General features: G+C 54.5%; 26 protein-coding genes. 5 read left to right on the top strand and 21 right to left on the bottom strand.

From position 1 onward, the window contains the following. Nucleotides 1–9 precede the first annotated feature (9 nt). The gene (locus ACORNT_RS10165; RefSeq protein ID WP_321390009.1) at nucleotides 10–1,533 is read right to left on the bottom strand and encodes an acyl-CoA carboxylase subunit beta; all 1,524 of its coding nucleotides are present in this window, start codon (nucleotides 1,531–1,533) and stop codon (nucleotides 10–12) included. 314 nt (nucleotides 1,534–1,847) lie between these two features. Between ACORNT_RS10165 and nhaA the strand changes: the two genes are divergently transcribed. Further along, the gene (gene nhaA, locus ACORNT_RS10160; protein WP_321390006.1) at nucleotides 1,848–3,047 is read left to right on the top strand and encodes a Na+/H+ antiporter NhaA; all 1,200 of its coding nucleotides are present in this window, start codon (nucleotides 1,848–1,850) and stop codon (nucleotides 3,045–3,047) included. Here nhaA and ACORNT_RS10155 read toward each other — a convergent pair. The 5 genes from ACORNT_RS10155 to ACORNT_RS10135 all read right to left on the bottom strand — a co-directional run bounded on the left by ACORNT_RS10155 (nucleotide 3,044) and on the right by ACORNT_RS10135 (nucleotide 6,756). Further along, nucleotides 3,044–3,736, bottom strand: coding sequence for an ATP12 family chaperone protein (locus ACORNT_RS10155; protein WP_321390003.1), 693 nt, complete (start codon nucleotides 3,734–3,736; stop codon nucleotides 3,044–3,046). The genes nhaA and ACORNT_RS10155 overlap by 4 nt on opposite strands. Further along, a complete protein-coding gene (locus tag ACORNT_RS10150; protein WP_321390000.1) occupies nucleotides 3,733–4,404 on the bottom strand; it encodes an HAD-IA family hydrolase in 672 nt (223 codons plus the stop codon). The genes ACORNT_RS10155 and ACORNT_RS10150 overlap by 4 nt, the downstream gene beginning before the upstream one ends. A 22-nt stretch (nucleotides 4,405–4,426) precedes the next feature. Next, entirely contained in the window at nucleotides 4,427–5,416 is a 990-nt protein-coding gene (locus ACORNT_RS10145) for an RluA family pseudouridine synthase (protein WP_321389997.1), read from the bottom strand. 4 nt (nucleotides 5,417–5,420) lie between these two features. Continuing rightward, nucleotides 5,421–5,801 (bottom strand): fluoride efflux transporter CrcB, encoded by a 381-nt coding sequence (gene crcB, locus ACORNT_RS10140; RefSeq protein WP_321389994.1) that lies wholly within the window; start codon nucleotides 5,799–5,801, stop codon nucleotides 5,421–5,423. 76 nt (nucleotides 5,802–5,877) lie between these two features. After that, nucleotides 5,878–6,756 carry a hypothetical protein gene (locus ACORNT_RS10135; RefSeq protein ID WP_321389991.1) on the bottom strand — a complete coding sequence of 293 codons (879 nt, stop codon included), beginning with the start codon at nucleotides 6,754–6,756 and terminating at the stop codon, nucleotides 5,878–5,880. 87 nt (nucleotides 6,757–6,843) lie between these two features. Between ACORNT_RS10135 and ACORNT_RS10130 the strand changes: the two genes are divergently transcribed. After that, a complete protein-coding gene (locus ACORNT_RS10130; protein ID WP_321389989.1) occupies nucleotides 6,844–8,028 on the top strand; it encodes a cyclopropane-fatty-acyl-phospholipid synthase family protein in 1,185 nt (394 codons plus the stop codon). Here ACORNT_RS10130 and ACORNT_RS10125 read toward each other — a convergent pair. From ACORNT_RS10125 to ACORNT_RS10115, 3 genes are read right to left on the bottom strand one after another with little or no spacing between them, the layout of a single operon-like run. Next, a complete protein-coding gene (locus ACORNT_RS10125; protein ID WP_321389986.1) occupies nucleotides 8,025–8,807 on the bottom strand; it encodes an alpha/beta hydrolase in 783 nt (260 codons plus the stop codon). The two genes, ACORNT_RS10130 and ACORNT_RS10125, sit on opposite strands and share 4 nt — an antisense overlap. Then, a complete protein-coding gene (locus ACORNT_RS10120; protein ID WP_321389984.1) occupies nucleotides 8,804–10,108 on the bottom strand; it encodes a replication-associated recombination protein A in 1,305 nt (434 codons plus the stop codon). Before ACORNT_RS10120 ends, ACORNT_RS10125 begins: the two co-directional genes overlap by 4 nt. Nucleotides 10,109–10,117: 9 nt before the next feature. After that, on the bottom strand, nucleotides 10,118–11,575 hold the full coding sequence (locus tag ACORNT_RS10115; protein WP_321389981.1) for a Do family serine endopeptidase: 1,458 nt from the start codon (nucleotides 11,573–11,575) through the stop codon (nucleotides 10,118–10,120). Nucleotides 11,576–11,678: 103 nt separating this feature from the next. Here ACORNT_RS10115 and ACORNT_RS10110 point away from each other — a divergent pair, with 103 nt between their 5' ends. From ACORNT_RS10110 to ACORNT_RS10100, 3 genes are read left to right on the top strand one after another with little or no spacing between them, the layout of a single operon-like run. Beyond that, nucleotides 11,679–12,323: a trimeric intracellular cation channel family protein gene (locus ACORNT_RS10110; RefSeq protein ID WP_321389978.1), complete on the top strand. Its 645-nt coding sequence runs from the start codon at nucleotides 11,679–11,681 to the stop codon at nucleotides 12,321–12,323. Nucleotides 12,324–12,333: 10 nt separating this feature from the next. Next, a complete protein-coding gene (locus ACORNT_RS10105; protein ID WP_321389976.1) occupies nucleotides 12,334–13,821 on the top strand; it encodes a glutamate-cysteine ligase family protein in 1,488 nt (495 codons plus the stop codon). Next, nucleotides 13,821–14,837 (top strand): hypothetical protein, encoded by a 1,017-nt coding sequence (locus ACORNT_RS10100; protein ID WP_321389972.1) that lies wholly within the window; start codon nucleotides 13,821–13,823, stop codon nucleotides 14,835–14,837. The genes ACORNT_RS10105 and ACORNT_RS10100 overlap by 1 nt, the downstream gene beginning before the upstream one ends. A gap of 58 nt (nucleotides 14,838–14,895) precedes the next feature. Here ACORNT_RS10100 and rplQ read toward each other — a convergent pair whose 3' ends face one another. The 12 genes from rplQ to rpsH all read right to left on the bottom strand — a co-directional run bounded on the left by rplQ (nucleotide 14,896) and on the right by rpsH (nucleotide 22,002). Next, nucleotides 14,896–15,354, bottom strand: a complete 459-nt coding sequence (gene rplQ, locus ACORNT_RS10095; protein WP_321389969.1) for a 50S ribosomal protein L17 — start codon at nucleotides 15,352–15,354, stop codon at nucleotides 14,896–14,898. A gap of 61 nt (nucleotides 15,355–15,415) precedes the next feature. Continuing rightward, complete coding sequence (locus tag ACORNT_RS10090; RefSeq protein WP_321389966.1) at nucleotides 15,416–16,432, bottom strand: DNA-directed RNA polymerase subunit alpha; 1,017 nt, start codon at nucleotides 16,430–16,432, stop codon at nucleotides 15,416–15,418. A 74-nt stretch (nucleotides 16,433–16,506) separates the two neighbouring features. Continuing rightward, nucleotides 16,507–16,893 (bottom strand): 30S ribosomal protein S11, encoded by a 387-nt coding sequence (gene rpsK / locus ACORNT_RS10085; protein WP_321389963.1) that lies wholly within the window; start codon nucleotides 16,891–16,893, stop codon nucleotides 16,507–16,509. Nucleotides 16,894–16,905: 12 nt separating this feature from the next. Beyond that, nucleotides 16,906–17,274: a 30S ribosomal protein S13 gene (gene rpsM, locus ACORNT_RS10080; protein WP_321389961.1), complete on the bottom strand. Its 369-nt coding sequence runs from the start codon at nucleotides 17,272–17,274 to the stop codon at nucleotides 16,906–16,908. A gap of 125 nt (nucleotides 17,275–17,399) precedes the next feature. After that, on the bottom strand, nucleotides 17,400–18,050 hold the full coding sequence (locus ACORNT_RS10075) for an adenylate kinase (protein WP_321389958.1): 651 nt from the start codon (nucleotides 18,048–18,050) through the stop codon (nucleotides 17,400–17,402). Continuing rightward, entirely contained in the window at nucleotides 18,047–19,381 is a 1,335-nt protein-coding gene (secY, locus tag ACORNT_RS10070) for a preprotein translocase subunit SecY (protein WP_420717495.1), read from the bottom strand. The genes ACORNT_RS10075 and secY overlap by 4 nt, the downstream gene beginning before the upstream one ends. 34 nt (nucleotides 19,382–19,415) lie before the next feature. Then, nucleotides 19,416–19,895, bottom strand: coding sequence for a 50S ribosomal protein L15 (gene rplO / locus ACORNT_RS10065; protein WP_321389955.1), 480 nt, complete (start codon nucleotides 19,893–19,895; stop codon nucleotides 19,416–19,418). Between the two features lie 15 nt (nucleotides 19,896–19,910). Further along, nucleotides 19,911–20,102: a 50S ribosomal protein L30 gene (gene rpmD, locus ACORNT_RS10060; RefSeq protein WP_321389952.1), complete on the bottom strand. Its 192-nt coding sequence runs from the start codon at nucleotides 20,100–20,102 to the stop codon at nucleotides 19,911–19,913. A gap of 6 nt (nucleotides 20,103–20,108) precedes the next feature. Next, entirely contained in the window at nucleotides 20,109–20,666 is a 558-nt protein-coding gene (gene rpsE, locus ACORNT_RS10055; protein ID WP_321389949.1) for a 30S ribosomal protein S5, read from the bottom strand. A gap of 17 nt (nucleotides 20,667–20,683) precedes the next feature. Next, on the bottom strand, nucleotides 20,684–21,046 hold the full coding sequence (gene rplR / locus ACORNT_RS10050; protein ID WP_321389946.1) for a 50S ribosomal protein L18: 363 nt from the start codon (nucleotides 21,044–21,046) through the stop codon (nucleotides 20,684–20,686). Between the two features lie 12 nt (nucleotides 21,047–21,058). Next, a complete protein-coding gene (gene rplF, locus ACORNT_RS10045; RefSeq protein WP_321389943.1) occupies nucleotides 21,059–21,592 on the bottom strand; it encodes a 50S ribosomal protein L6 in 534 nt (177 codons plus the stop codon). 11 nt (nucleotides 21,593–21,603) lie between these two features. Beyond that, the gene (rpsH, locus tag ACORNT_RS10040; protein ID WP_321389940.1) at nucleotides 21,604–22,002 is read right to left on the bottom strand and encodes a 30S ribosomal protein S8; all 399 of its coding nucleotides are present in this window, start codon (nucleotides 22,000–22,002) and stop codon (nucleotides 21,604–21,606) included. Between the last annotated feature and the right edge of the window lie 13 nt (nucleotides 22,003–22,015).

Genomic DNA, 22,015 nt, shown 5'->3' with positions numbered 1-22,015 from the left:
TCCCGGACCCTACAGCGGAATATTGTCGTGTTTTTTATATGGATTGCTGAGCTGCTTGTTCTTCAACAGCTTCAGCCCGCGGGTAATACGCCGCCGGGTGGCATGGGGCATGATTACATCATCGATATAGCCCCGGCTGGCCGCCACAAAGGGATTGGCGAACTTGTCGGTATATTCCTTGGTTTTTTCCTCGATTTTTTCCGGTTCACCACGGAAAATAATCTCCACCGCGCCTTTGGCGCCCATCACGGCAATCTCGGCCGTCGGCCAGGCATAGTTCAGGTCACCGCGCAGATGCTTGGATGCCATAACGTCATAGGCGCCGCCGTAGGCCTTGCGGGTGATCACAGTGATTTTAGGCACCGTCGCTTCGCCGTAAGCAAACAGCAGCTTGGCGCCATGTTTGATAATGCCGCCATATTCCTGTTTGGTGCCGGGCAGGAAGCCGGGCACATCGACAAAGGTAATGATTGGAATATTGAAACAATCGCAGAAACGGACAAAGCGGGCCGCCTTGCGCGAGGCATCAATATCCAGACATCCGGCCAGAACCATCGGCTGGTTGGCGACAAAACCGACCGTCTGGCCGTCCATGCGGCCGAAACCGGTCAGGATATTCTTGGCAAAAGCCGGCTGAATTTCGAAGAAATCCCCTTCGTCAGCCACCTTCCGGATCAGTTCGTGCATATCATAAGGTTTGTTGGCATTGGCCGGGACCAGCGTATCCAGTGACATCTCGATGCGTTCCGGATCGTCAAAGGTGGGTCGTACCGGTGGTTTTTCGCGGCTGTTGAGCGGCAGGAAGTCATAGAAACGCCTTGTCTGCTTGATCGCTTCCAGATCGTTTTCCAGCGCCAGGTCGGCCACGCTTGATTTGCTGGTATGGGTGATAGCGCCGCCAAGCTCTTCCTGGGTCACCACTTCGTTGGTCACGGTTTTCACCACATCGGGGCCGGTCACAAACATATAGGAGCTGTCCTTGACCATGAAAATAAAGTCGGTCATGGCCGGGCTGTAAACCGCCCCGCCGGCACAGGGGCCCATGATCAGGGAAACCTGCGGCACCACACCGGATGCCATAATATTCTTCTGGAAAACATCCGCATAACCGGCCAGCGCCGCCACACCTTCCTGGATGCGGGCGCCACCGGAATCATTGATGCCGATCACCGGTGCACCGTTGGTCATGGCCATATCCATGATCTTGCACATTTTTTCCGCGTGAGATTCTGACAGTGATCCGCCGAAAACGGTGAAGTCTTGGCTGAAGACATAGACTAGGCGGCCATTGATGGTGCCGGAACCGATCACCACACCGTCACCGGAAACCTTCTGCTCCTGCATGCCGAAATCAACGCAGCGATGTTCCATGAACATGTCATATTCTTCAAAGCTGTCAGGATCCACAAGAAGCTCGATACGTTCCCGGGCGGTAAGTTTGCCCTTGGCATGCTGTGCCTCGACCCGGCGTTCCCCGCCCCCGGCCCGTGCCTGGGACCGCCTGCGTTCAAGTTCTTCAAGGATTTCCTGCATGACCACCTCACTATAAAAAGATGCGTTTTTACATTATGGAGTAGTTTTATTAATGGTACATCCGTTTTTCTACTCACGAGTAACATTGATTATGTCGGACGGCGTCTTTTTGCAAGTGTTTTTTTCCCGGATGTCCTCCGAACCGGATAAACCTAGCATAATTCATTAAAAGGCGCAGTTCATAAAGGTGATATGATCTTCACAGCCATTCTTCATGTGGGGTGGACGGAAGTCGTTCCAATCCAGTGTACGATATATATAATAGTCCACCATATAGAGGCACGATAACACCTTAACGCCGACAGGAGAAAATTGTGACCATCCACCTCACCGCCGCCGATTTTGTACGCCGCTTTTTCAAGCTGGAGTCTTCCGCCGGTATTTTGCTGATCCTTGCCGCCATGCTGGCCATTCTGGCGGACAACAGTCCCCTGGCCAGCCTGTATGACCAGTTACTGGATGTACCTCTGGCCGTCAGCATCGGGGACCTTGGCATTGCAAAACCCCTGCTTCTGTGGATCAATGATGGCCTGATGGCTGTCTTTTTTCTTCTGGTTGGCCTTGAAATAAAACGTGAAATCCTGGACGGTAACCTGTCTAGCATGAGCCAGCTTTCCCTGCCCGCCATTGCTGCGCTGGGCGGGATGGCGGTCCCTGCCCTGATCTATGTCTGGTTCAATATGGACTATGCCCCCGGCCTGAGCGGCTGGGCGATCCCCGCGGCCACCGATATTGCCTTTGCCCTCGGCCTGCTCAGCCTGCTGGGTAACCGGGTGCCGCTGTCGCTGAAGATTTTCCTGACGGCGCTGGCCATCATTGATGACCTGGGCGCCATTGTCATTATTGCGCTCTTTTATACCTCCAACCTGTCGACCCTGTCACTGGTCCTGGCGGCCAGCGCCATCGCCATCCTGTTTATCCTGAACCGAATGCGGGTCACCCATATTGCCGCCTATATGATTGTCGGGGCGTTCCTGTGGATATTTGTGCTCAAATCCGGCATTCACGCCACCCTTGCCGGCGTGGTGATCGCCATGGCCATTCCGCTCAGAACCAAAAATGAGGAAGGCGACAGTCCGCTGGAAATTCTGGAGCATAGCCTGCACCCCTGGGTCGCCTATATGATCCTGCCGGTCTTCGCCTTTGCCAATGCCGGGGTGCCGCTGTTGGGCCTTGATCCGGCAGTCCTTCTGCATCCGGTCTCGCTCGGCATTGCCGCGGGCCTCTTTATCGGTAAACAGATTGGAGTGTTTGGCCTGTCGTGGCTCGCCATCATTACCGGTTTCGCCAGACTGCCGGACCGGACAAGCTGGCTCAAGCTGTATGGCGTCAGCCTGCTCACCGGCATCGGTTTCACCATGAGCCTGTTTATTGGTTCACTGGCCTTCGAGACCGGTCCGGACCTGAGTACGGAATTACGTGTCGGGGTAATCGCGGGATCGTTGCTCTCCGCTGTCTTTGGCTACATCGTGCTGGCCATCAGCGGAGAGGTGAAAGGGGAAGAAGTCACCTAACGCACCAGCGACAGGAAACGGGCGGCGTGGCCAAGTTCCTCACGCATATTGGCGCGCCGTTCCTCAGCCTCTTTGTCCTGCCCCCATTGCTCGATCTGATATTCTTCATCAAGCTGGGAGGCCGCCCAGGCCCTGTCCAGGTCGATCCGGTCATGCAGCAGGGCCATGCCGATTGAGACTGAGCCGGTCAGGGTGGTCATGTTATGCAGGGCGGCAATTTCAAACTCATTGAGCACGGCCAGTAGACGTCTCAGCTTGTCCATCTCTGCCCTCTCCTGCTCAACATGGATGATGCCGGAGGTGGTTTTCAGAAAAATACCCATTTCCTTGCCCATCCATTTGACAATGGGGTCCCAGACTTCCTGCTGGCGACTGACAAGATCGGCGGGATGTTCTGCCCGGTAGCAGATCTGGTCTGAACCGCCATAGCCCACCAGTTCCTCAATCAGGGACTCCCGCTGGGTCGCCACCCGGTCGATGGCGGTACAGAGATATTTGTTCATGGGCATGGTCCGGGGCAAGACGTCCTCCCCCTGGTCGCGCCATTCCTGCGCCAGACTGTCCGCAAGATCCTGGTTGGGCGCCATAACAAGCCGACGTTCCGGCGTCTTGACCGCGCGGCCGTCCAGAAGGATCACGTAGCCGCCGTCCTGTTCGCCGAGATCCACATTCTTGTAGAAACGTTTCATGGTTTATCCCCTTTTCCGGCAGATAGGCCCACAATTGTCGGCAGATGCAAAATCCTGTCAATGATATGATCTGCACCGGCCGTCGACAATTCATTTTCCGGATGATATCCCCAGCTTACGCCAATGGCGCGGACCCGGGCCGCCTTGGCCATCTGGATATCATACGTCGTGTCGCCGACCATGACTGTTTCCTCCGGTTCCGCACCGGCGTCCCGCATGGCGTTGAGCAGCATGGAGGGATGCGGCTTTCCCGGCCCGTCGTCGGCGGTATTCAGGGTGATGAAATATTTTTCCAGGTCATGGTTTTTCAATGTGTTGATCAGGCCCCGCCGTGATTTGCCCGTCGCCACACCCAGTAGATAACCTTCGTCATTCAGACTTTCCAGAACCTCACGTACATCGTCAAACAGCGGTTCTTCATGTTCCTCGGCCCGGAGCTGCTGGAACCGGTCGATAAAGGCCTCGCGGATGGACATATGATGATCCACATGCAGGTCAGGGAAAACATCCTCGATCGCCCGAAGCAGGGACAGACCGACAATGCGGCGCACCGGCTCGTCGCCGGGATAGTCCACCGCACAGATCCGGCTCGCATGACGCATGCTGTCCAGGATCATATGCTGGCCGTCAACCAGCGTGCCGTCACAATCGAAAACGATAAGCTTCATGAGCTATTCCAACTTCCGCGTCTTAATATTCTTGTTCGGCAAAGGGATCGGTCTTGTCATGGGCGTCAAACCCAAACATTTTCCAGCTTTCCCGCATATGCCGGGGCAAGTCCGCCGTCACGGACAGGGTACCGCCGTCGGGATGACGGATATCCAGATGGCGGGCATGCAGATGCAGTTTCTTGCTCACTGCCCCGTCGAGGAAGGCTTCCTTGCCGCCATATTTGCCGTCCCCGACAATGGGCGTACCCAGCACAGTGGCATGAACCCTGATCTGGTGGGTACGTCCGGTCAGTGGTTTAAAGGCCACCCAGCTGACCTCGTTGAGGGCGTGATCCATGACCGCAAAATCGGTCACCGCCCTCTTGCCCTTGTCGGACACCATCATCCGTTCACCCTGCGTGCCCGGTTCCTTGTCCAGCGGCGCCTTGATGGTGCCCTGCATCATCTCGGGCCGGCCCATTACCAGCGCCCAGTAGATTTTGTTGGTGGTCCGCTCACGAAAGGATTCCGTCAGGCTTTTGGCTGCCGCCGCCGTACGGGCAATGACCAGAACGCCACTGGTGTCCTTGTCCAGCCGGTGCACAAGCCTCGGCCGTTCCTTCTTGTCGCCGCGCAACGCATCCAGCATTCCGTCCACATGGCGGGTAATCTTGCTGCCGCCCTGGACGGCAAGCCCCGGTTCCTTGTTCAGCACAATAACACTGTCATCCTGATAGATGACCATATTGCGCATCATCTGCGCATCTTCATCTGACAGGGTCTTACGAACCGGTTTTTCCGGAACTATTGACGTCGTGGCGTCATCATCGACCGGCGGAATACGGATTTCCATCCCGGCATCAAGCCGGCTGGCAGCCTTCGCCCTCTTGCCGTCCAGCCTGATCTGGCCGGTGCGTAACAGTTTCGACAGACGGCCGTAAGCCAGCCCCGGATAGTTTTCCCGAAACCACTTATCCAGGCGCCAGTCCTGTTCCTCTGCTTTTACCTTGCGGTGAGTAACACCCGCCATATTTTTATCCTGTTATATATCTGGCCGCCATCATGCCGGCAAAAAGCGCCGCCACACCGAAAATGATCGACCCGGCGCCATAAAGGGCCGCCGTATTCAGGGCGCTTTGCTGCAACATGCGACCAAGTTCAAGGGAAAAGGCGGAAAATGTGGTAAAGCCGCCCAATACGCCGGTCACCAGAAATACCTGCCAGACATGGGGCAACTGGTATTTTACCGCCAGCAGATGCACAATCAGTCCCATAATAAAGGACCCGACGATATTGACCGTCAGGGTGCCCCAGGGAAACCCCGGCCCCATCAGATTCAGCATCAGCCGCCCCACCAGCAACCGGCAGGTTGCCCCGAGGGCACCACCGGCCGCGGCCGCCAGAAGCATATTCATGCCTTTTCTCCTTATTCTCGCACAGGACATGCCATACTTTACCGGCAGGTTCAATGAAATTACTGTACTCTCGCCCTTACTTTATGCCAAAAGTCCAGCCTTCAAACCTGAGCGCCTCCCTTGTGGCAGTTCGGGGCGACCAGCAGGCCGGATCATGGGCAATGGCTTTCAGGCCGGCCGCGGTCACCAGGGCATCGGTCAGATGGTCCGTCAGACGGTTATCGGAAAGGCCCCTGTCAACCGGGCTGCTGCCGAGTGCTGCAAGGGCCTGGTTCAGGCTGGACATATCCCGCAGCTTCAGCGATCCCTGGCCACCCATGATGCGGAATATACGGGCATATATTTCGATAATGGTGATGCCATCCGGATTAAACTCATCCCACGGCCAGATGGAAATTTCAGGATTTTTCTCTTTCAGGTAGCGCAGCATCCGCATGCCGGACAGGCTGGCCAGCCCCACCTGGCTTGGCCCGATCAGATGGAAGCAGCTTTCCGACCAGCCAAACCCCTGGGCCAGGTTTTCCTTTTCACAGAGGCGCAGACGCTTCTCGTAACGCTCCCCTTTAAGGCCCGGCCGGTGAAAATAAGCTTCCAGTTCGGCATCTCTGACCAGAGGGCCAGCATAGAAATCCTTTTCTGCCGCTGTTTTTTCCTCGACAAAACCCCAGAAATCAGCCGCCGCGCCATAGTCGGACGGCTGCTCGGGGAAATAGGCTCCGACATCGGCATAAGGCAGGCCAAACGAAAAGTCGAACCCGATCAGGGCAGACTTCCCCCTGTCAGCCAGATCCAGGATCCAGTCCGCCACCGCCTGCCGGGACCAGCGTCCCTGTGACGGAAGGACCTCTCGCGGCGCCGATTCTCCTGCGGAAATTTCCGCGACGGCAATGGAACTGTGCCTGTTCCCCTTTGCTCCGGTCCAGTCGACGGCGGTAAAACTAATCTCGCTATTCATTGACTTGCATGCTCTTTTCATTCCTGCCATCATAGCCGCAAATGTACAGGCGTGAAACTGACAGTTAGGCATTTGGGGACGAATAACATGTTTTTGCTTTCTCTATTATTGAACAAATTGATTCAATTCGGGACGCTTCACATCATCGATGCAGCAGGCAAAAAGCACAGCTTTGCCGGATCCGATGAGATGGAAGTGACCGTCAGGTTTCACAGCGCTTCCCTGCCACGGCGCATTTTCCTGAAACCCGACCTGGTCACCGGCGAAGCCTGGATGGAGGGGGAACTCACCATTGAGGGCGATTCTTCCATATATGATTTCCTGTATCTGGTTACCAAAAACATGGAATGGCGCAAGGGTAATGCCATGCACAGTACCGGCAAGACGCCCTTTACCCGGATCATGGGACTGGTTGACCAGATCAACCCGGCCGGCCGCTCCAAACGGAATGTCGCCCATCATTATGACCTCTCCAGCGAACTGTACGAACTGTTCCTTGACCCGGACCGGCAATATAGCTGCGCCTATTTCGAAAGCCCCGACGACAGCCTTGAACAGGCCCAGATAAACAAGAAAAAACACATATTTAATAAGCTATTACTGAAAGATTCTCACAAATTACTTGATATCGGATGCGGCTGGGGCGGCCTTGCCCTGACCCTCAATGAACTGTCCGGCGCCGATGTTACCGGCATCACCCTGAGCGAGGAACAGCTTGCCTACGCCCAGAAGCGGGCGGAGACAAACGGCAAGGTCAATTTCCATCTGCAGGATTACCGGCTGGTTCAGGAAAAGTTCGACCGGATTGTATCCGTCGGTATGTTTGAACATGTGGGCTATGCCCAGTACCAGACCTTTTTCGACAAGGTTCATGACCTGCTTGCGGACGATGGTGTCGCCCTGCTTCATACTATCGGCCGTGCAGACGGTCCGGGCGCTACCGACGCCTTTACCCGAAAATACGTCTTCCCGGGCGGCTATGCCCCGGCCCTGTCGGAAATCGCCCCCTGCGTTGAAAAGGCGGGCCTCTATATCACCGATATCGAAGTCCTGCGGTTGCATTATGCAGAGACCCTGAAAGAATGGCGTCTGGCCTGTGAAGCCAAGGCGGACAGGATCATTGACCTGTATGACGAGAAATTCCTGCGCATGTGGATGTTCTATCTGGCCAGCGCCGAATGCGCCTTCCGTAATCTGGGCCATGTGGTGTTCCAGATCCAGCTAGCGAAGAAACAGGATGCTGCTCCGCTGACCCGGGATTATATGTATTAGTCGTTTGCGGTGCCAAAGAAAGTCCAGAGAACATCGTCAATTAACGGCCCCCAATTCTTCCAGTTGTGCCCTTCTTCCACCTCGATATAGGTGAGGTCGTAGCCTTTGGCCTGCAACGTTTGTTTAAACCTGCGACCGGCCGCCGTATTGTCCTTTTTCGTGCCTATGCTCATGAAAATTTTGAGTGGCAGGTGATCTTCCTTTTTGTACAGGTCGCGTAGAAGTTTAAGATGCTGATCATTGGCGGGGGACTGCATGGCGATGCCTGAAAAATTCTTATTCAGCATCAGTCCGAAACAGGCCGCATTCACCCCGCCGAAGGAAAGGCCCATAATAACCTTGTCCTCCCGCCTGTAACTTGCCGGCCAGTTGTAGCTTATTTCGGGGATGAGCTCCCGGGCAAAAAAATTGGCATACTCTATGTTGCAGAAAAACTGATCCCGGCGCCGGTTTTCCATCAAGTCGTCGGGATTCCTGCTATCCACAAACACTGCCATCACAGGTTTGATTCTACGGGACATTATTTCTTGGTCCAGAACCTGTTTCATGTTGCCCGGCTCAAGGTACCACTGCCCATCTGTCACAAAAAGCAGTGGCAACCTGTCCTCCGCTGTTGCACCCTCAGGCAGATAGATCCGGTATTGCAGGTCATATCCCAGAATTTTGCTGGAAATCCGGATGTTGTCCGTAAGCTTCCCCTCGGTGTTAGCTGCCGCAGGAAGCAGTAATGGCAGGCACACTGCGAGAATTAAAGATATGTCCCGCAGCATTTGTCTCATTTGCTCAGCTTGTCCCTGAGTGTCGCCCAATAGTCGAGGCGCTTTTTGATATCCCGCTCAAAACCCCTCTCGGTCGGGTTATAGAACTTCTGACGTTCCATCCCGTCCGGGAAATAGTTCTGCCCGGAAAACCCGTGTTCCGTATTGTGGTCATAGGCATAGCCGTCGCCATAGCCCAGGTTTTTCATCAGTTTTGTCGGCGCATTGAGGATATGCATGGGCGGATTGAGAGAACCCGTCTCCTTCGCGCTCCTTTTCGCCGCCCCCTGGGCCGTGTAGGCGGCATTGGATTTGGGAGCGGTGCCAAGATAAATCACCGCCTGGATTAGGGCCAGGTCCCCTTCCGGAGAGCCGAGGAATTCATAGGCATCCTTGGCGGCAAGAGTCTGGTGCAGGGCTTCGGGGTCAGCAAGGCCGATGTCCTCCACGGCAAACCTCACCAGCCGCCGCAGGATATACAAGGGTTCCTCGCCCCCGTCCAGCATCCGGGAGGTCCAGTAGAGCGCCGCATCGGTGTCTGATCCGCGCAGGGACTTATGCAAAGCCGAAATCAGGTTGTAATGTCCTTCCCGGTCCTTGTCATAAACCGGGGCGCGTTTTTGCAGAACTTTCATCAACCCGGCTGAGTCCAGTTCCTCGTCAAACTCGAGATTAAGCAATATTTCCGCCAGATTAAGCAGGTACCGGCCGTCCCCGTCCGCCATGCTGTGCAGCAGGCTGCGGGCTTCCCCGGTCAGCGGCAACTTCTGACCTGTCAGTGCCTCTGCCCGGCACAGGAGCTTCTCCATTGCCTCTTCATCGAGACGATTGAGGGTCAGAACCTGAACCCGCGAGAGAAGCGCTGCGTTAAGCTCAAAGGAAGGGTTTTCCGTGGTCGCCCCTACCAGAATGATGGTGCCATCCTCCACATAGGGCAAAAAACCGTCCTGCTGGGACCGGTTAAACCTGTGAATCTCGTCCACAAATAACAGAGTGCCCTGGCCCGATTTGCGGCGCTGTTTGGCGGCCTCGAAACATTTCCGCAGATCCGCCACGCCGGAGAAAACCGCGCTGATCTGTTCGAAATAGAGATCCGTTTCCCGGGCCAGGAGGCGGGCCATGGTGGTCTTGCCGGTCCCGGGCGGTCCCCAGAACACCAGCGAACTGAGACGGCCGGCTTTCAGCATCCTCTTGAGGGTACCGGTTTCTTCCGTCAGATGCCCCTGCCCGACCACCTCATCCAGGTTTTCCGGACGCAAACGATCCGCCAGCGGATGTGGTGTCTGGTCTTCCAGGCCGGCGGCATCAAACAGATCACTCATAAATATTTCCTAGCGGCAGTAATAACTGCTGTTTCCACGAACCCCGCATTCGATCAGCCGTCCCTGCCGGCGAATACCGAAACTCATATTCCGTCCGGCATCCGCCAGAACATTCTCCAACTGGTCCACGGTCTCGATCTTGGTGTCGTTTATGGACTCGACAAAATCACCCGGCCGGACGACGCCGAGACGGCGCACCGGACTCGCCCGGTCGACGGAAAGTACAATAACGCCTTTGTCAAACATACTCAAACCAAGTTCATCAGCGTAAGCCGGTGACAGGTTCGCCACTTTCAGGCCGGTAAAAATATGTTCGCCTTCCAGTACGGTAATATCCCGCGGCGGGTCCTCTACAGCGGGCGCCAAAGGCATGTAAACAGTCAAATTCATATCGCCGCGCAGCAGTTCGACGGCAACTTTCCCGCCGAGCCGTTCCAGTCCTATATGATAGCGAATGGCCTGGGGATCGAAGACTTCCTTGCCGTCCACGCTGAGAATCACATCGCCCTGCTCGATGCCTGCCTTGTCAGCCGGTCCGCCGGGGAAAATATTATCCACCAGGACGCCGCCCGGCCGGTCAAGGCCCAGGCTTTCGGCAATCTCGGAAGTGACAGTCTGGCCATTGGCGCCGAACCAGGGCCGCACCACCTTGCCATCGGCAAGAGCAGACGTCACAACAAAGTTGACCATGTTGGCCGGGATCGCAAAGCCGATGCCGTTTGATCCGCCGGAGCGGGAGAAAATAGCCGTATTAATCCCCAGCAGCTGACCGTCCATGCCAAGCAGGGCGCCACCACTGTTGCCGGGATTGACTGCCGCATCGGTCTGGATAAAGAACTGATAATCGGAAACATTGACCTGGGTGCGGGCCAGAGCCGATACAATGCCGCTGGTTACGGTCTGACCGACGCCGAAAGGATTGCCAATGGCAAGTACAAGATCCCCGACTTCGATCTGGTCGGAATCAGCGAATTCAATGATCGGCAACTTGCCGTCGCCTGTGTCAATTTTCAGCACAGCAAGGTCGGTCCGGGCATCGTCCAGGATCAGTTCCGCATTGAATTCCCGACGATCCGCCAGGGCCACAACAATTTCGTCCGCCCCTTCAATCACATGATGATTGGTAACAATGATGCCATCATCCCGGACGATCACACCGGACCCGAGAGAACGCTCAATCCTCTCCCTCGGCGCTCCGCCCAGTCCTTCACCAAAGAAACGCCGAAAAAAGGGATCATCGAAAAAAGGCGATCGCGTGCTGCGGGTCTTGATCACACGTTTGGTATAGATATTGACAACAGCCGGCGCCGCTTTCTTGACAATGGGGGCATAAGACAGCGCAATCTCGGTCCGGGATTGAGGGACCTGCTTTTCCGCCGTAGCAGGCATGACAAAAGACACAAGGGTCAGGAATGATCCCAGCACCAGATTGAACAGGATTTTTTTTCCGTTACCCGACGATTTCATCTATGTCTCCTTGCGGCCTTCATCTATGCTTTTCCTTAATATAGAACGGCATGGACAATAGTGAATAGATGTTGTTCAATTTAATCATAAACCGGGCAGAAATATGGAAGAACTGATTTACTGGACAGGACTGGCGGGCATGGCGGTTTTCGCCGTCTCCGGCGCTTTGGCGGCCCTGCGGCGGGAACTTGACCCCTTTGGCCTGCTGGTCATCGCCACCGTAACTGCGGTCGGCGGCGGCACCCTCAGGGATGTGCTTCTCGACCTGCCGGTTTTCTGGGTGGTAAACCCGACCGCCCTCTATGTTATCCTGGCCGCCGCCATCGTCACCCCTTTCTGGGCCAGGCTTCTGGAAAGCCGCATGAAAGTACTGATCTGGGCGGACGCCTTTGGCCTCGCCCTGTTCACCGCCACCGGCACACAGAAAGCAATACTGACCGGCTCCAGCGCCATTGTCGCCGTGACCATGGGCGTCATGACAGCAGCAGCCGGCGGCGCCATCCGTGATATCCTGTGCAATGAAATCCCGCTGGTTCTGCGCAAGGAACTCTATGCCGTGCCGGCTATCCTCGGCGGCAGCAGTTTCTATTTTCTTACCAAAACAGGAATAGCGCCGGAATTCACCCTTGTGATATCATGCCTTGTAACTTTGCTTGTACGTCTGATTGCCGTCACATTTGCCTTTTCCCTGCCGGCCCTCGGCCATCGTCCGGAAAAACAGGCAACCGGCCCGGACGAGAACAGTTAAGGGAGTACAGATGGGGAAAAATTTCGACAAGGTGAACTTCAGCGAGGAAGATTTCCATATTTTTTCAGGACGGCTGAACGACCAGTTGATCCTGCTCAAGAAAATCCTTGAAAAGCCTGGTTTCGGCGAAGGGGAAATGACCCTCGGCGCCGAATTCGAAATGTATATTACAAAAGGCGATGGTGAAATCTCCCCCATCAACAAACAGCTTCTCGACCGGCTGGACAAGTCCCTGTTCCAGCTCGAACTGAACCAGTTTAACCTCGAATATAATGTCACACCGACTGCTGCGGCGGGCTCCCCTTTCACCACCCTGCATGAGGAAATGACCGGTGCCTTGCAGACGGCCAATGATGCCGCCGCCCCTTTTGACAGCCAGCTTGTCCCGGTCGGTATCCTGCCGACATTGCGGGCGGAGCATCTGCAGCCGCAATTCATGACCGATATTCCCCGCTTCCATTGCCTGTCAGACAGCCTGCACAAACTTCGCGGCGGTGCCTTCGGGGTCAACATCAACGGTCAGGACCCTCTTCAGCTTACCTCCCATGATGTCACACTGGAAGGCGCCAACACCTCGTTCCAGATCCATATGCGGGTAGAACCGCACAGGTTTGCCGATACCTTCAACGCCATCCAGATGATTACGCCGCTGGCCGTGGCGCTGGCCGCCAATTCCCCTCTCCTGCTTGGTCACCGGCTGTGGCAGGAAACCCGCATTGCCCTGTTCAAGCAGTCCATCGACAGCCGTCAGCGCAACAGTGTTGGCTGGCGACAGCCGTCCCGGGTGACTTTTGGCCATGGCTGGGTTCGTGAGGGACTTTGGGAACTGTTTGCGGAGACTGTACGCCTCTATCCGCCCATTATCCCGCTTGTCACCGATGAGGACGCGGAGGAAAGCTTCCGACAGGGTAAATATCCCAAGCTGGAGGAACTCAGCCTGCATACGGGCACCACATGGCCCTGGAACCGGGCGGTCTATTCCGCATCGGCCGGTGGTCACACGCGCATTGAGATGCGGGCCCTGCCCGCCGGCCCCTCCCTGATCGACATGACCGCCAATGCCGCCTTTTATATCGGGACGGCTATCGGACTGCGAAACCGGATTAACGATATGCTGCCCGCAATGCCGTTCCGCTTTGCCGAATATAACTTTTACCGGGCGGCCCAGGATGGGCTGGAGGCACAGATATTGTGGCCGGAGGCCGGACAACATCATCCCCGTGAAGTCGGCATTACCGAGGCCATCCACGACCTTCTGCCCTTGATGCAGGAAGGCCTGGCGGAGATCGGCGTCACCGACACCGACAGTGCGCGAATGTCAGCCATTATCCGGGACCGGCTGACAAGCCGCATGACCGGGGCGCGCTGGCAACTTGAAATGCTTGAACAATATGAAAAGGATCTGCCCCGGGTCCAGGCCTGCCAGGCCATGCTGCGGAAATATATTGAAGAACAGGCTGGTGGCGCAGCGGTGGCGGAATGGAGTAGCTCTGTCTGATGAGTGATAGCACGCCCCTGAATATCTGGAGCGATCCTACGCCTAACGAGATCGGCAACAGTGTCAAGGATTTCCTCAACCACCTCGGCGGCCCTGTCTGGATTGATGTGACCGGCCGGGACCAGAGCCGGTGCCGGGTGGTCACCACCCTGCTGCATGGCAATGAACCGTCAGGCACAAAGGCACTGTATCAGTTTCTGAAGTCCCGGACCGTCCCCGCCGTCAATATGCATTTTCTTGTCTGTTCCGTGGAAGCCGCCCTGACGACACCTGAGTTCAGCAACCGCCATCTGCCGGGTAAACCGGATATGAACCGCTGTTTCAGGCCGCCCTTTGACAGTCAGGAAGGCAAAATCGCCGAACGAATCATCCAGCGCCTTCAGACTCTGGCGCCGGAGGCCGTGGTGGATATTCACAATACCTCGGGATCCGGACCGGATTTTACCGTTACTTCCCACCTGACGGACGATCACCAAAATCTTGCCGCCCGTCTCTCGAGCCGCCTGATCTATACGGGCATCAAGCTTGGTTCCCTGATGGAAATCGAGCTGGGCATCCCGGTTATCACCCTTGAGGCCGGCGGCAGTTGGGATCTGGAGGCCGACCAGACGGCAATGAAGGCGATCCAGTGTCTGACAGAGCAAGATGATCTCTTTGCCCCTGTAAGCGGCCGGAAAGTGGCTTTGTATGCCCACCCGATGCGACTGGAAGTCCTGTCCGGCACAACCCTGGACTACGGGACGGAAAAATCCCCGGACACGGACATGACCCTGCACCGGGACATAGAACATCAAAATTTCGGTGTGACAGCCGGGAACACCGCCCTCGGCTGGATGAATGAACAGTCAATAGAACGGCTCATGGTCCGGGATTACGACGGGAAAAACCTGGTGCGTGAAATGTTTTATATAAAGGACGGCGAGCTTTTCACCGCTTGCGACCTGCGCCTGTTCATGGTCACCACCCGGCCCCGGATTGCCCTCAGTGACTGCCTGTTCTATCTGGTAAAAGCCTGAGACATAAAAAAAGCGGCCCGATGAGCCGCTTTTCAAATTCATTGGGGAGCAAAAAGCCTTAAGCGGCTTCTTCCTCACCTTCCTCTTCAAACTGTACCGGGCCGGAAGCCTGCCCTTTGGCATCTTCGTTGCGGTCGACCAGTTCGATAACAGCAACCGGTGCCGCGTCACCATGACGGAAACCGGCTTTCAGGATGCGTGTATAACCGCCTTTGCGCTCACCATAACGTTCAGCAAGTTCACTGAACAGCTTGGCAACCACATCAATATCACCGCCATTCGCAAGAACTTCCTTGGAAATCTGCGGCAGACGTGACGCAGCCTGACGACGGGCATGCAGGTCACCGCGTTTACCCAGAGTGATCAAACGCTCCACGATCGGGCCAAGTTCCTTGGCTTTCGGCAGCGTGGTTACAATCTGCTCATGCTTCAGAAGCGCATGGGCCATGTTGGCAAACATCGCTTTACGATGTGAGCTTGTTTTGTTCAGCTTACGGCCAGCTCTGCGATGGCGCATATTCCTTACTCCTCAGGAGGGTATCCACGTAGGACCCGGTCCTTCTTTCTGTTAATCTAAATTAAAATTCCTGTTCCATCTTCTTGACGAGTTCGTCAATATTCTCCGGTGGCCAGCCCTGATTGTCCATACCCAGACGCAGGCCCATAGTGGAGAGCACCTCTTTGATCTCGTTCAGAGACTTACGACCAAAGTTTGGTGTACGAAGCATTTCAGCTTCTGTTTTCTTAACCAGATCACCGATATAGACGATGTTGTCATTCTTCAGGCAGTTAGCTGAACGAACGGACAGTTCAAGCTCGTCAACCCGGCGCAGCAGGTTCCTGTTGAAGGCCGGCTCTTCAGATTCTTTCTCAGCGGAAGTATCTTCGGGCTCTTCAAAGTTGATGAAGGTCTGCAGCTGATCCTGCAGGATCCGGGCAGAAAACGCCAGGGCGTCTTCCGGCGTAACCGTACCATCGGTTTCGATGGTCATGATCAGCTTGTCATAGTCCAGGATCTGGCCTTCGCGGGTGTTCTCTACCCGGTAGCTGACTTTCCGTACAGGACTGTACAGGCTGTCAACCGGGATAAGGCCGATCGGTGCATCTTCGGGACGATTGTTAACGGCAGGCACATAACCTTTACCTGTAGTGATCGTCAGTTCCATGCGCAGTTCGGCACCGTCATCAAGAGTACAGATAACCAGATCCGGGTTGTAGATGGTGACATCTGCAACTTCGGTAATCTGGCCGGCTGTTACTTCACCGGGACCTGTAGCTTCCAGGCTAAGACGTTTGGAGCCTTCAGCTTCAAAGCCGACAGCGAGGTTTTTGATATTGAGAACAATATCGGTCACATCTTCGCGGACACCCGGAATGGATGAGAATTCATGCAGGACATTGTCGATATGAATTGACGTAACCGCAGCTCCCTGCAGGGAGGACAGCAGCACACGACGCAACGCATTTCCGAGGGTCATCCCGAAACCACGCTCAAGAGGTTCGGCTACGATGGTCGCTTTCCTGCGCTCGTCACCTTCCTGCTTGATGTCTAGTTTCGTCGGCTTAATGAGTTCTTGCCAATTGTTTTGGATCACTGTTCAGTCCCCGTAAAAAATTATAAACCTTCATACAGATCAATCCGGCCGAAGCCGGATGACCACAAGCCAGATTAAACCCGACGCCGTTTCGGCGGACGACACCCGTTGTGCGGGATTGGCGTCACGTCACGGATGGAGGTAATTGTAAAACCAACTGCCTGCAACGCGCGAAGAGCGGACTCACGACCTGAACCAGGTCCCTTGACTTCCACTTCCAGGGTTTTCATGCCGTGTTCCTGGGCTTTCTTGCCGGCATCCTCGGCCGCCATCTGAGCAGCATAAGGAGTGGATTTACGTGACCCTTTAAAGCCCATCGCACCGGCTGTTGACCAGGAAATGGTATTTCCCTGCGCATCAGCAATAGTGATAATGGTATTGTTAAAGGTCGAATTCACATGAGCAACACCATTGGTGATGTTTTTCCGCTCTTTGCGACGTACTCTTTTTTCAGTAGCCATATCTCAAATACCTTATTTCTTCTTACCGGCAATCGCAACGGCCTTACCCTTACGGGTACGCGCGTTTGTGCTTGTGCGCTGGCCGCGAACAGGCAGTTTTTTACGATGCCGAAGGCCACGGTATGAACCGAGATCCATCAGACGTTTAATATCCATGGCCACATCACGACGAAGATCACCTTCGACGGTATAGTCACTATCAATGGTTTCGCGGATTCTAATGACTTCCGAGTCACTCAGTTGGTTCACCCGGGTTTCCGGTTTGATACCAAGTTTGTCACAAATCGCTTTGGCAGAGGTATGCCCAATGCCTGTGATATAAGTTAAAGCGATTTCCACCCTTTTTGCGGTGGGAATGTTAACGCCAGCAATACGCGCCACGATCGTATCTCCCGATCAAATTTCCAAAACATTAGGCAACCACCCGGGTATACCGTGAAGTTGCGCGATTATAGGTATTAAAGACGCCCAGTCAACCTTTGAATAGGGAAACTTTTACACTTTTTTTAAAGCGCGTCCAATACTTCATTTATCTGAGCGGTGACATCATCAATGTCAGCCATCCCGTCAATGGTTTTCAACACTCCCTTGCCGCTATAGTAGGGCAACAAAGGGGCTGTTTGTGCATGATAGGTTTCCAGACGCGAAACAACGGTTTCACGGTTGTCATCCGCCCGGCGTTTGAAATTCGTAGAACCACAGCTGTCACACACGCCAGCTACCTGTGGTTTGAGGTTCGTATCATGGTATCCGGCATTACAGTCGGCGCAGGTATAGCGTCCGGTAATACGGTCAACCAAAGCTTCATCATCCACCTTCATTTCGATAACAGCATCGACTTTCAGGTTTTTGTTCTCAAGAAGATCATCCAGGGCTTCAGCCTGGGCGACTGTACGCGGGAACCCGTCCAGCAGGAAACCGCTCTTGCAGTCTTCTTCTTCGATGCGGTCCGCGATAATGCCGATAACAATATCATCGGTCACCAGCTTGCCGGCATCCATAAATTCTTTTGCTTTCTTGCCAATCTCGGTCTGGTTGGCAACCGCTGCACGCAGCATATCACCGGTCGAAAGCTGAACAATGCCGCGAGAGGACATAATCCGTTGGGCCTGTGTGCCCTTGCCGGCCCCGGGAGGCCCCAACAATACTAATATCATCTGCGACGCCCTTTCCCTCTCAGCTTCGATTTTTTCAGCAGTCCTTCATACTGGTGCGCCATCAGGTGGCTGTGGATCTGCCCGACCGTATCCATGGTCACATTCACCACGATCAGCAGCGAAGTGCCGCCGAAATAGAATGGTATGGAATATCGTGAAATCAGGATTTCAGGCAGAAGACACACGGCAGAAAGATAGGCTGCTCCGACAACAGTCAGACGTGTCAGTACGTAATCAAGATATTTGGCTGTATTTTTACCCGGACGGATACCGGGGATAAATCCGCCGTATTTTTTCAGATTGTCGGCTGTTTCCTCAGGATTGAAAACAATCGCGGTATAGAAGAAACAGAAGAACACGATCAGCAACACATAGAAGGCAATATACAACGGCTGCCCATGTCCAAGCATGGAGGTTACAGTTGTCATCCATTCTGGTCCGCCCTCAGCCAGAAACCCAGCCACAGTCAGCGGCATCAACAGCAGCGAAGAGGCGAAGATCGGCGGGATAACGCCGGCAGTGTTCAGTTTCAGCGGCATGTGAGACTGTTCGCTCTTGGCCACCTGGTTTGCCTGCTGGCGTTTCGGATACTGGATCAGAACCTTGCGCTGTGACCGCTCTATAAAGACGATGAAAGCGATAACCGCAACCACCATAACCATCAGGCCGACAATCACCAGCGGTCCGCCCAGCAGGCCTTTGCTGCTCATATCCAGGGTACCGGCGACAGCAGAAGGAAGCTGTGAAACGATGCCGGCAAAGATAATCAGGGAAATACCGTTACCAACGCCACGGGCCGTGATCTGCTCGCCAAGCCACATCAGGAACATGGTACCGCCAACCAGGGTAATCACCGTTGTTGCGCGGAAAAAGATACCCGGCTCAATGGCGATATTTTCCTCAAGACCGACGGCGATGGCATAGGCCTGAACAGCCGTCAGGAGTACTGTTCCGTAGCGGGTATACTGGTTGATTTTACGACGGCCGGACTGACCTTCCTTTTTCATTTCCCCAAGTGTGGGTGAAATGGAGGTCATCAGCTGCATGATAATAGAGGCGGAAATATAGGGCATGATATTCAGCGCAAAAATACTCATGCGCTGCAACGCCCCACCCGCGAACAGATCCAGCATTCCCAGGATTCCACCCTGGTTCTGGTTAAACATCTGTTCAAGGGCAACAGGGTCAATACCTGGAAGAGGGATATAAGTCCCAAGGCGATAGACGACTAGTGCAACGAGAGCAAACATAATCCTTTTCTGAAGCTCTTTGGCCTTTGAAAAGGAGCCGAAATTGAGATTTGCGGCGAGTTGTTCTGCTGCTGATGCCATCTATTTTCTACCCTGTTGCCTTTTATATTTTGCCTTACGCTTCTGCGGCAGCAGCGGCGGCCGCTACTGTTACAGAACCGCCAGCAGCTTCAACCGCCTTGATGGCAGCGTCGGAAGCACTGTCAACTTCAATCTGGATTTTTGCTTTCAGCTCACCTTTTGCCAGAAGACGAACACCGTCTTTCACAGCATTTACCAGGCCGGCTGCGCGCAGCACGTCAATGGTAATCGGTTTTTTAGCATCCAGTTTCTTCGCGTCAATGGCAGCCTGAAGGCGACCAATATTCACAGGTACGAAAGTCTTCCGGTTCGGGCTGTTGAATCCGCGTTTCGGCAGACGCATATGAAGCGGCATCTGACCACCTTCAAAGCCTTTAATGGCAACACCTGAACGGGATTTCTGACCTTTTACGCCACGACCGCCGGTTTTACCTTTGCCGGAACCAATACCACGCCCGACACGGGTGCGGCTTTTGGTTGAGCCCGGCTTGTTGGCAATTTCATTGAGTTTCATGATAATTTACCTTGCTTAAGCTTCTTCAACCTTGACCATATGGCTGACCTTGCGGATCATGCCACGAACGGAAGGTGTATCTTCCAGTTCTCTGGTCCTGTGCATTTTGTTCAGGCCGAGCCCGATCAGTGTTGCACGCTGGTCTGCGGTTCTGCGGATTGGACTTCCAGTCTGCGTCACCTTGAGTGTTTTCTTTTCCTTGGCCATCAGTACTTACTCCGTAGCCAGCGCGCCAGCGGCATTTTTCTCACCACGACGGCTTACAATGTCACTGACTTTTTTGCTGCGTTTGGCGGCAACCATGCGCGGGGACACCTGACGTGTCAGGGCATTGATGGTACCACGAACCATGTTATAGGGATTGGATGTCCCTGTAGACTTGGAAACGACGTCCTGTACACCCAGTGCTTCAAACACTGCACGCATCGGACCACCAGCAATAATACCCGTACCGGGCTGGGCTGAACGGATCACCACTTTACCGGCGCCGTGATGGCCCTCGATATCATGATGAAGTGTCCGGCCTTCACGCAAAGGTACACGAACCATGTTTTTCTTGGCGGCTTCCGTCGCTTTGCGGATTGCTTCCGGAACCTCGCGGGCTTTACCCTTACCGAAGCCCACACGCCCTTTGCCGTCACCGACAACAACAAGCGCGGCAAAACCGAAACGGCGACCACCTTTCACAACCTTGGCCACACGGTTAATGTGGACAAGCTTTTCCACCAGGTCGCTTACTTCCTGACGATTATCTCTTTCTGACCGAGCCATACTGTCTTTCCTCTATCTTAGAAATTGAGACCAGCTTCACGCGCGGCGTCTGCCAGGGCTTTGACCCGACCGTGGAAGAGAAATCCACCACGATCAAATACAACCTGCTCAACACCGGCGCTTTTGGCGCGGTCTGCGATCAATTTTCCAACTTCAACAGCTGCGTTTGCATTGCAACCGTTCGTAAGTTTGCTCCGCAGGTCCGCATCCAGTGTGGATGCTGCTGCAACCGTTACGCCCTTTTCATCGTCGATAACCTGGGCATAGATATGCTGGTTAGTACGGTGAATTGAGAGACGCGGCCGCCCTGCTGCCACCTTGCGGATCTGTGTACGAACCCGCTGGCGACGACGTTTAAATAGTTTTTCAGCATTTGCCATGACGACCACCTATTATTTTTTCTTGCCTTCTTTACGGAAGATATATTCGTCAGCGTATTTGATACCCTTGCCTTTATAAGGCTCGGGCTTACGCCACTTACGAATTTCTGCCGCAACTTGGCCAACTTTCTGTTTATCAATGCCGGAGACAATAATTGTTGTCTGGTCCGGGCATTTCACATCAATGCCTTCCGGGATCGGAAAAATAACATCGTGGCTGTAGCCAAGCTGCAGCTGGATATTGTTTCCCTGCACAGACGCACGATAACCCACACCATTCAGCTGAAGCTGTTTGGAAAAGCCGTCGGTTACGCCTATGACCAGGTTATCCGCCAGGGTGCGCTGCATCCCCCACATGGAACGTGCGCGTTTGCTGTCGCCGATCGGCATTACGCTGATCTGACCATCTTCCAGCTTAACGTCCACTTCATCCATAAAGGTCATGGCCAGTTCGCCTTTCGGGCCTTTGATCTTAAGGGCTCGGCCGTCGAGGTTTGCTTCCACACCCTGAGGTACAGCAACAGGTTTCTTACCAATACGTGACATACCGGATCTCCTTAGAATACTGTACAGATGATCTCGCCACCAACGTTTTCAGCACGTGCTTCTGCGTCGGAAAGAACACCTTTGGGGGTTGAAACGATGGAAATACCAAGACCATTGCGTACCCGCGGCAGGTCATTCACAGAGGAATAAACCCGACGACCCGGTTTGGAAACACGTGTGATTTCCTGGATCACGGGCAAGCCCTCATGATATTTCAGTTCGATGCTGATTTCAGCTTTTCCGGCCTCACCGTCATTACGGCTGTAACCACGGATGTAGCCTTCGCGCTCCAGCACATCCAGAATACGCTGACGCATTTTGGAAGCCGGAGAGGAAATCACTTTTTTGTTTGCACGCTGTCCATTTCGGATACGTGTCAGCATATCTGCCAGAGGATCACTCATAGACATCTGTCAGTCCTCC

This window comes from Emcibacter sp., assembly GCF_963675455.1.
In the GTDB taxonomy this organism is placed as follows: Bacteria; Pseudomonadota; Alphaproteobacteria; order Sphingomonadales; family Emcibacteraceae; genus Emcibacter.
Note: the sequence above shows the minus strand (reverse complement) of the source record. Positions and strands in the feature narration are given on the sequence as shown.